This window comes from Modestobacter sp. KNN46-3 (assembly GCF_011039295.1).
The window spans coordinates 1-6,921 of the sequence record NZ_JAAKGN010000203.1 but is presented as its reverse complement, the minus strand read 5'-3'; the positions used below and the strand labels follow the sequence as shown (position 1 = coordinate 6,921).

At 74.2% G+C, this 6,921-nt stretch carries 5 protein-coding genes, 2 tRNA genes and 1 pseudogene; 4 read left to right on the top strand and 4 right to left on the bottom strand.

The genetic code is table 11. The features are described from left to right. Positions 1-396: 396 nt before the first annotated feature. Both G5C62_RS24400 and G5C62_RS24395 read right to left on the bottom strand, forming a co-directional pair. A complete protein-coding gene (locus tag G5C62_RS24400; protein ID WP_052091693.1) occupies positions 397-972 on the bottom strand; it encodes a phosphatase PAP2 family protein in 576 nt (191 codons plus the stop codon). A 12-nt stretch (positions 973-984) separates the two neighbouring features. After that, entirely contained in the window at positions 985-1,515 is a 531-nt protein-coding gene (locus G5C62_RS24395; protein ID WP_036341313.1) for a CGNR zinc finger domain-containing protein, read from the bottom strand. Positions 1,516-1,620: 105 nt separating this feature from the next. Between G5C62_RS24395 and G5C62_RS24390 the strand changes: the two genes are divergently transcribed. The 3 genes from G5C62_RS24390 (at position 1,621) to G5C62_RS24380 (ending at position 3,102) form a co-directional block, all read left to right on the top strand. Continuing rightward, on the top strand, positions 1,621-2,829 hold the full coding sequence (locus tag G5C62_RS24390; RefSeq protein ID WP_036341310.1) for an MFS transporter: 1,209 nt from the start codon (positions 1,621-1,623) through the stop codon (positions 2,827-2,829). Between the two features lie 88 nt (positions 2,830-2,917). Next, a tRNA-Ser gene (locus G5C62_RS24385) sits at positions 2,918-3,006 on the top strand. Between the two features lie 23 nt (positions 3,007-3,029). Next, positions 3,030-3,102, top strand: a tRNA-Arg gene (locus G5C62_RS24380). A 70-nt stretch (positions 3,103-3,172) separates the two neighbouring features. Here G5C62_RS24380 and G5C62_RS24375 read toward each other — a convergent pair. Further along, complete coding sequence (locus G5C62_RS24375; protein ID WP_164703048.1) at positions 3,173-3,844, bottom strand: heme oxygenase (biliverdin-producing); 672 nt, start codon at positions 3,842-3,844, stop codon at positions 3,173-3,175. A gap of 57 nt (positions 3,845-3,901) precedes the next feature. Then, complete coding sequence (locus G5C62_RS24370; RefSeq protein ID WP_231558548.1) at positions 3,902-4,321, bottom strand: PaaI family thioesterase; 420 nt, start codon at positions 4,319-4,321, stop codon at positions 3,902-3,904. A gap of 175 nt (positions 4,322-4,496) precedes the next feature. On the opposite strand from G5C62_RS24370, the pseudogene G5C62_RS24365 reads away from it, so the two are divergent. Next, positions 4,497-6,503: pseudogene (locus G5C62_RS24365) on the top strand (transglycosylase domain-containing protein); the annotation flags it as partial. Positions 6,504-6,921 lie beyond the last annotated feature (418 nt).

Sequence of the window (6,921 nt, the reverse complement as noted above, 5' to 3'; positions counted from 1 at the left end):
GCTCCACGGTGGCCGCGTACCGCGCCCGCCAGCGCACCTGAGGACGACGCCGGGTGCTCCATCCCCGCCACTGGGACACGCTGCTGCTCGAGCGCGTGGGCCGACTGCCCGCGCACGGCGATCGCCACGGCCGCTGCCACAGCTGCCCGAACCGGCCGCATGCGTCGTCCTCCCTGCGCCACCCGACTGAAGTCGTGAGGAGAGTACGCAGGTCAGCGGCTCGCCGCGTCGCCCAGAAGGTCGAACTGTGGACGCTAGTGCTCTGGTGCAGCAGTGCAACCAGAGCACTAGCACCGCCGGATGCACTGCACGGTCAGTCGGTGGCGACCTCCGGTCAGCCGGTGGCGACCTCGGGTCAGCCGGTGGCGACCGCGCCCGACGCGGCTCGGTCGCGTCCTACCGGCGGGGCCGGGGGCGCGTCGCGTCGGTCGCCGGGAGAGTCGGCTGGGTCGGGACGGTCCGCCAGTGCCGGCTGGCCAGTGCGACGCCGCAGCCCAATGCCATCCCGGCGAGCACGTCCCCCGGGTAGTGCACGCCCACGTGCACCCGCGAGTAGCCCACGCCGAGCGCCAGCGGCGCGATCAAGGCCCCGGTCGCCGGGCTCTCCAGCGCGACCCCCGTCGCGAAGGCCGCTGCGGACGCCGAGTGTCCGCTCGGGAACGACGACGAGTGCGGAACCCGGCGCAGCGCCCGATCGCCCTGCGCGGCGGCCCGGTCTGGCCGGACCCGGCCGAACACCCGCTTGACGACAGCGTTCACCAGCGCGCTCGACACGGCCATCGACCCCAGCCCGCGCACGGCGGCGCGTCGAGGCTGCCCCGGCCGCAACGCGAGGACGGCCCCGATCAACGCCCAGAGCTTGCCGTGGTCCGCCGTGGTCGACAGCCGGCGCAGCCACCGGTCGACGGGCGTCGCGGGCAGTCGGCCCACGCGCTCGAGCAGCAGCGTGTCCCAGTGGCGGGGATGGAGCACCCGGCGTCGTCCTCAGGTGCGCTGGCGGGCGCGGTACGCGGCCACCGTGGAGCGGCTCGCGCAGGTGTTGGAGCAGTACCGCCGGCTGGCGTTGCGCGAGGTGTCGACGTACACGTGCCCGCAGCCCTCGGCCGAGCAGACGCCCAGACGCTGCCAGCCGTGCTGCACCACGACCTGGGACAGGCCCATCGCCACGGTCGTCGTCAGCTGCTCGACCACACCGGCGTCGGGGCGGGCGTAGTGCAGGTGCAGCTCGCCGTCGTGGTCGGTGGCATAGGGCTTCGGGGAGGCCAGGGCCAGCAGGGCGTTCAGGCGCGCCATCACCTCCGGTTCGCTGTCGGCCTCGGCGACGTCACGCACCAGGGACGACGTCTGCGCCACCGCTCCGGCCTCGGCGGGGCGCAGCTCCAGCGCCGTCCCGTCGGTGAACCACTCGTCGTGGGCGTCGAGGAACACCCGCACCCAGTCCGGGTCGTCGCGGTCGGCGTTGGCCAGGTCGATGGCCAGTTCGACGGCGTTCGACCCGTAGGTGTCGTAGTCCATTTGACTCCCTACTCGTTGGTCCGTAGCCTCCGGAACCTGTAGGCGGTGAACAGCATCTGACCGCCTACAGATTCCCCTTCTCGCACGTCTCGAAGTGAGCCAGTCATGCGTTCGTACCTCGCCGTGTGGCGGTTGCCGTCCGCTCCGGTCCTCCTGCTCGCCGGGTTCGCCGGGCGACTGCCGTCCTCCATGGTGCCGCTCGCGCTGCTGCTCATGGTGCAGGAGCAGACCGGGTCGTACGCGATCGCCGGCGGCGTCTCGGCCACGTACGGCATCGCCACCGCGGTGATGGCCCCGGTGCTGGGGCGGCTGGCCGACCGCCGCAGCCCTCGGCTGGTGCTGTTCGTCCAGTCCGTGGGCTACCCGCTGCTGCTGGCGCTCATGGCCGCCGCCGTCCTGGGCCGTGCGCCGCTGCCGTGGGTGTTCGCGGCCGCGGCCGCGGTCGGGGCCAGCACCCCGCTGGTCTCCGGCACGGTGCGGGCGCTCTGGTCGCGGGTCGACGTCCGCGTCCGCCCCACGGCCTACGCCCTGGACGCGACCGCCACCGAACTGGTGTTCGTGGCCGGCCCCACCCTCGTCGCCGCGCTGACGTTCGTCGCCGGCCCGGCGATCGCCCTCGGCCTCGCCGGCGTGCTCGGCGTCCTGGGCGCCCTCGGGATCGCCACGAGTGCACCGATGCGTGCCTGGAGGCCGGTGGTCGCGGAGTCGCGGCGGCTGCTGTCGACGGTGACCACGCCGGGGATGCCGCGCGTCCTGCTCAGCGGCACCGCACTGATGTTCGGTGTCGGTGGGCTCGAGGTCGCAGTGCCGGCGTTCGCCGACGACGCCGGGTCGCCCGGCATCTCCGGCCTGCTGCTGGCCGTGTGGGCGCTGGGCTCTGCCGGGGGTGGCCTCTGGTTCGGCGCCCGCGTGGTCAGCGCCTCGCTGCCCCGTCAGTACCGCTGGTGCCTGCTGGGCGTGACGATCGGCCTCGCGCCGCTGGCAGCCATCTCCGACCCGTGGGTGCTGGGCGCGCTGCTCTTCCTCGGCGGGACGGCGATCGCCCCCACCCTCACCGTGCAGAGCTCGCTCGTCGGGTCGATCGCCCCCGCGTCGGCGGTCACCGAGGCGTTCACCTGGCTGTCGACGGTGACCTTCGGTGCCTCGGCGATCGGTGCTGCGGTCGGTGGCGCGCTGATCGAGACCTCGGCCGGTGTGGCCGGCGCCCTCGTGATGGCCACCGGTGCCGCCGCGCTGGCCGTGGCGGTCACGCTCCTGCCCGGACGCCGTCCCGACCTGCCCACCGAGCCTCGGCGTGAGGCCGTCCCGGCCTGATCGACGGCGGCTCCCGACCCCGGTTGGGAGCCGCCCGCACGCGCTGGTAACCTTTCCCCTCGGTGGTTCCGGGGCAACCCGGTCTCCGGGAGGCTTCGCCTAGTCCGGTCTATGGCGCCGCACTGCTAATGCGGTTTGGGTTAATCCCCATCCCGGGTTCAAATCCCGGAGCCTCCGCGCGACAACTGAACACGCACCACGCGCCCGTAGCTCAACGGATAGAGCATCTGACTACGGATCAGAAGGTTAGGGGTTCGAGTCCCTTCGGGCGCACGTCTGGTTGAGACAGCACCACGGCCCCGCACTCCGAGGAGTGCGGGGCCGCAGTGTGTTCAGGGCCGCTTCACGCCGGGGCGGGCCCGCCCGTCCCGTGCCGCGCGCCGAGGTCGGCGAAGACGTCGGCGTTGAGCCGGAAGGCCAGCGACACCTCGGCGATCACCCGGTCCTGCTCCGCCGCACTCCACGGTGCGGCGTCGAGCGCGGCCCGGTACGCGTCCTTGAACGGCTTGGGCTTGGGGATCTGGTCGAACACGTAGAACCGCACGCCGTCCTGCTCCAGGCCGAAGGTGCGGCCGACCAGTCGCCGGATGATCTGCCCGCCCGACAGGTCGCCGAGGTAGCGCAGGTAGTGGTGGGCCACCAACCCGGCCGGCCAGTCGAAGGCGACCTCCCGCAACCGGGTCACGTACCGCTCCGTGGCCGGCAGGACCACCCCCTCGCTCCGCCACCCCGGCCCCAGCAGGAAGGCCAGGTCGGCTTCCAGCGCGGGCAGCCGGACCAGTCCCGGGTGCAGGAACGGGCGCACCTGCGGGGAGTCGGCCTGGGCCACGGCCGCCTCCTCCAGCACCGCGTAGACCGCGTGCGTCTGGGTGAGCAGGTCGGCGTAGGCGGTACGGGGGAGCTCCCCGGCGAGCAGCGCGGTGACGAACCCCGAGGTCTCCGCCGCGGTGTGGTCGGCCTGGGTCGCCTCCTTGAGCCGGGCGGCGAACCCGGGCGGCGTGAGGGTGCTGGTCATCGGTGGGGCTCTCCGGTCGTCGTCTCGAGTGTGGGCGGGTGCGGTGCGCGTCCGGGCTCAGCGGGGGCGCAGGACCGTCTTCGTCACCTGGCCGGCGGCGACCAGCACCCCGTCGACGCTCGCCTCGGCGCGCAGGAACGCCACCGACCGGCCGAGTCGGAGCAGCGTGCCGGTCAGCCGCAGCTCCGCGCCCGGCTGCACCGCCCGCAGCAGCGAGCTGGTCGCGTCGTGCGTCACCGCGTTCTCGCCCGGGCCGAGGTGGGGGAGCAGGTGGACGTAGGCGGCGACGTCCAACAGGGCCGCCACCAGCCCACCGTGCAGCACCCCGCCGTTGTTCAACGTCGGTGGCCCGACCGGCAGGACCAGGCCGGCCGCGGGGTCGGCCGGGTCGGCGAGCCGCAGGCCGAGCCAGGCGTGCAGCGGGACGTCGAGCACGCCCTGGACCCGTTCGGTCAGCAGCTCCTGCGCAGCGGTCACCGAGCGACCGTACGGGGCCGGGCGGGCACGCGCCGCGCCCCTCTGCCGGCACCGCGAACATGACGATCACGTTGAGAAGTGCCGCAGGCGTGCATGGGTCGGACGTCCCGGAGCACCGTCGAGGACAACCCACCGTGGCCGGCGGGCAGGAGTCGGCTGCCCAGCGTCGGAAGAGGTGCAGGTCATCGCCGGAGGAGGAGGTCGGCCCTCGGGCGAACAGCCCTGGCTGCTGCCGGCCGCGGAACCGGCCGCGCCGCGTCCCCGGCGCCGCGGCGTCGTCCTGCTCCGCCTGGTCATCGCCCTCGTGGTCGCCGGCGGGCTGGTCGCCGGGGTCGTCGGGCCGTGGATCGGCGGGGCCAGCGCGCTGGCCCAGCAGGGTGCCGCCCTCGTCCGCCCGCTGGAGACCGCCGCCGTCGACACCCGGCTGCCCGGCAACACCCGCGTCCTGGCCGCGGACGGCTCACTGATCACCGAGTTCTACTCGCGCAACCGGCGCCCGCTCACCGGCGAGCAGATCGCCCCGGTGATGAAGGACGCGCTGATCGCGATCGAGGACGCCCGGTTCCGCGACCACCCGGGGGTGGACTCCCGCGGGCTGCTGCGTGCCCTGGCGCGCAACATCGCCGCCGGCGAGGTCACCGAGGGCGGTTCCACGATCACCCAACAGCTGGTCAAGCAGCTGCGGCTGCAGACGGCCGAGGACGCCGACGGCCGGGCCGCGGCGACGGCCGACACCGTCGGCCGCAAGCTGCGGGAGGCACAGATCGCGCTGGCGGTGGAGGCGCAGTACACCAAGGAGGAGATCCTCACCCGCTACCTCAACACCGTCTACTTCGGGAACGGTGCCTACGGGGTCGCCGCCGCCGCGCAGCGCTACTTCGGTACCACCGCCGACCAGCTGACCGCCGCGCAGGCCGCGATGCTGGCCGGGCTGGTCCGCAGCCCCGCCTACTACGACCCGGTGACCGCGCCCGAGCCGACGAAGCAGCGCCGGGACCTCGTCCTGCGCCGCATGGCCGAGGTCGGCCTGCTCGACCAGGCCGCCGCGGACGCCGCCCGGGCGGAGCCGCTCGGCGTCGTCGACGGGGGCAGCGCCCCCAACGGGTGCACCGAGGCGATCATCGGCGCCTTCTTCTGCGGGCACCTGCTGAAGGTGCTCACCGAGCAGTACGGCGTGACCCTCGAGCAGCTCCAGGCCGGTGGGCTGACCGTGCGCACGACCCTGGACCCGGGGGTGCAGCTGGCCGGGGACGCCGCCGTGGTGCAGACCCTGGCGATGGACGACCCGCGCGCCGCCGTCTACGTGAACGTCGAGCCCGGCACCGGCCGGGTGCTGGCCATGTCGGTCAACCGCAGGTACGGGCTCGACGAGGCCGACCCGGCGCAGACCACGGTCGACCTCCCTGCCGCCGCCGGCCAGGGCGCCGGCTCGACGTACAAGGTCTTCACCGCCGCGGCCGCGCTGGAGCAGGGCTTCGGGCTGGACTTCGAGCTGCGGACCCCGGACCCCTACGCCTCCGAGGTCTACCGCGACGGCGACGGTCCCTACGACGTCGAGAACGCCGGCAACTACCCGCGCCGGCTGGACATGGAGCAGGCCCTCTACCGCTCCTCCAACACCTACTTCCTCGCTCTCGAGGACGCGCTGGGCAGCATCGAGGGGCCGGTCCGGGTGGCCCAGCGGCTCGGGCTGACCAGCCTCGACCCGATCGCCGACCAGGTCGTCGCGGAGAACCGTGGCTCGTTCACCTTCGGGGCCGAGCCGACCAGCCCGCTGGCCCTGGCCAACGCCTACGCCACCCTCGCCGCCCGCGGCACGCGCTGCGAGCCGCGGCTGGTCGAGGCCGTCGTCGACCGGGCCGGGGAGCCGCTGGCCGGCCCGGACGGCCAGCCGCTGGTCGGTGGGCCGCAGTGCACGCCCGAGGTGATCGCGCCGGGCATCGCCGACACGCTGAACCACGCACTGCGCAAGGACGTCGAGCCGGGCTCGCCCGGACAGACCGGTCGCCGGGCGCACGTCCCCGGCCACCAGATCGCCGGGAAGACCGGCACCACCCAGGGCAACTACTCGGTCACCTTCGTCGGCTACACCCCGCAGTTCGCGGCGAGCGTGATGGTCTACGACCCGGTCCGCAACCAGGACGTCGGCGGGTTCGGTGGTGGCAAGGCGGCCACCGTCTGGCACGACGCGATGGCGCCGGTGCTCACCGGTCGGCCGGTCGCGGCCTTCGCGCCGCCGGACCCGCAGTACCTGCGCAGTGAGCGGGCCACCGTGCCGGGTGGGTGCGTCGGCGCCTGGTCGGATTGGTGCGGTGGGCTGCTGGCCGAGCGTGGTTTCCAGGTCGCCCGACAGGTGGTGGACGGCGCCCGGCCCGCCGGCCGGGTGGTCGGGCTCGCTCCCTCCGGCGGTCGTTCCGTCCCGCCGGGCGGCCAGGTGACGATGCTGGTCAGCAACGGGGCCGACTACGCCCCCCCGCCGCCTCCCTGGGCGCACGGGTGCTGCTCGTCGACCGCGGCACCTGGGGCGGTGAGTGCCTGTGGACCGGGTGCGTGCCCTCCAAGGCGCTGATCGCGGCCGGCGAGGCCGCTGCGGCCGCACG

Coding starts and splice junctions, on each gene's coding strand:
- G5C62_RS24375 (WP_164703048.1), bottom strand. CDS start 3,844: ATGACCAGCACCCTCACGCCGCCCGGGTTCGCCGCCCGGCTCAAGGAG.
- G5C62_RS24395 (WP_036341313.1), bottom strand. CDS start 1,515: ATGGACTACGACACCTACGGGTCGAACGCCGTCGAACTGGCCATCGAC.
- G5C62_RS24390 (WP_036341310.1), top strand. CDS start 1,621: ATGCGTTCGTACCTCGCCGTGTGGCGGTTGCCGTCCGCTCCGGTCCTC.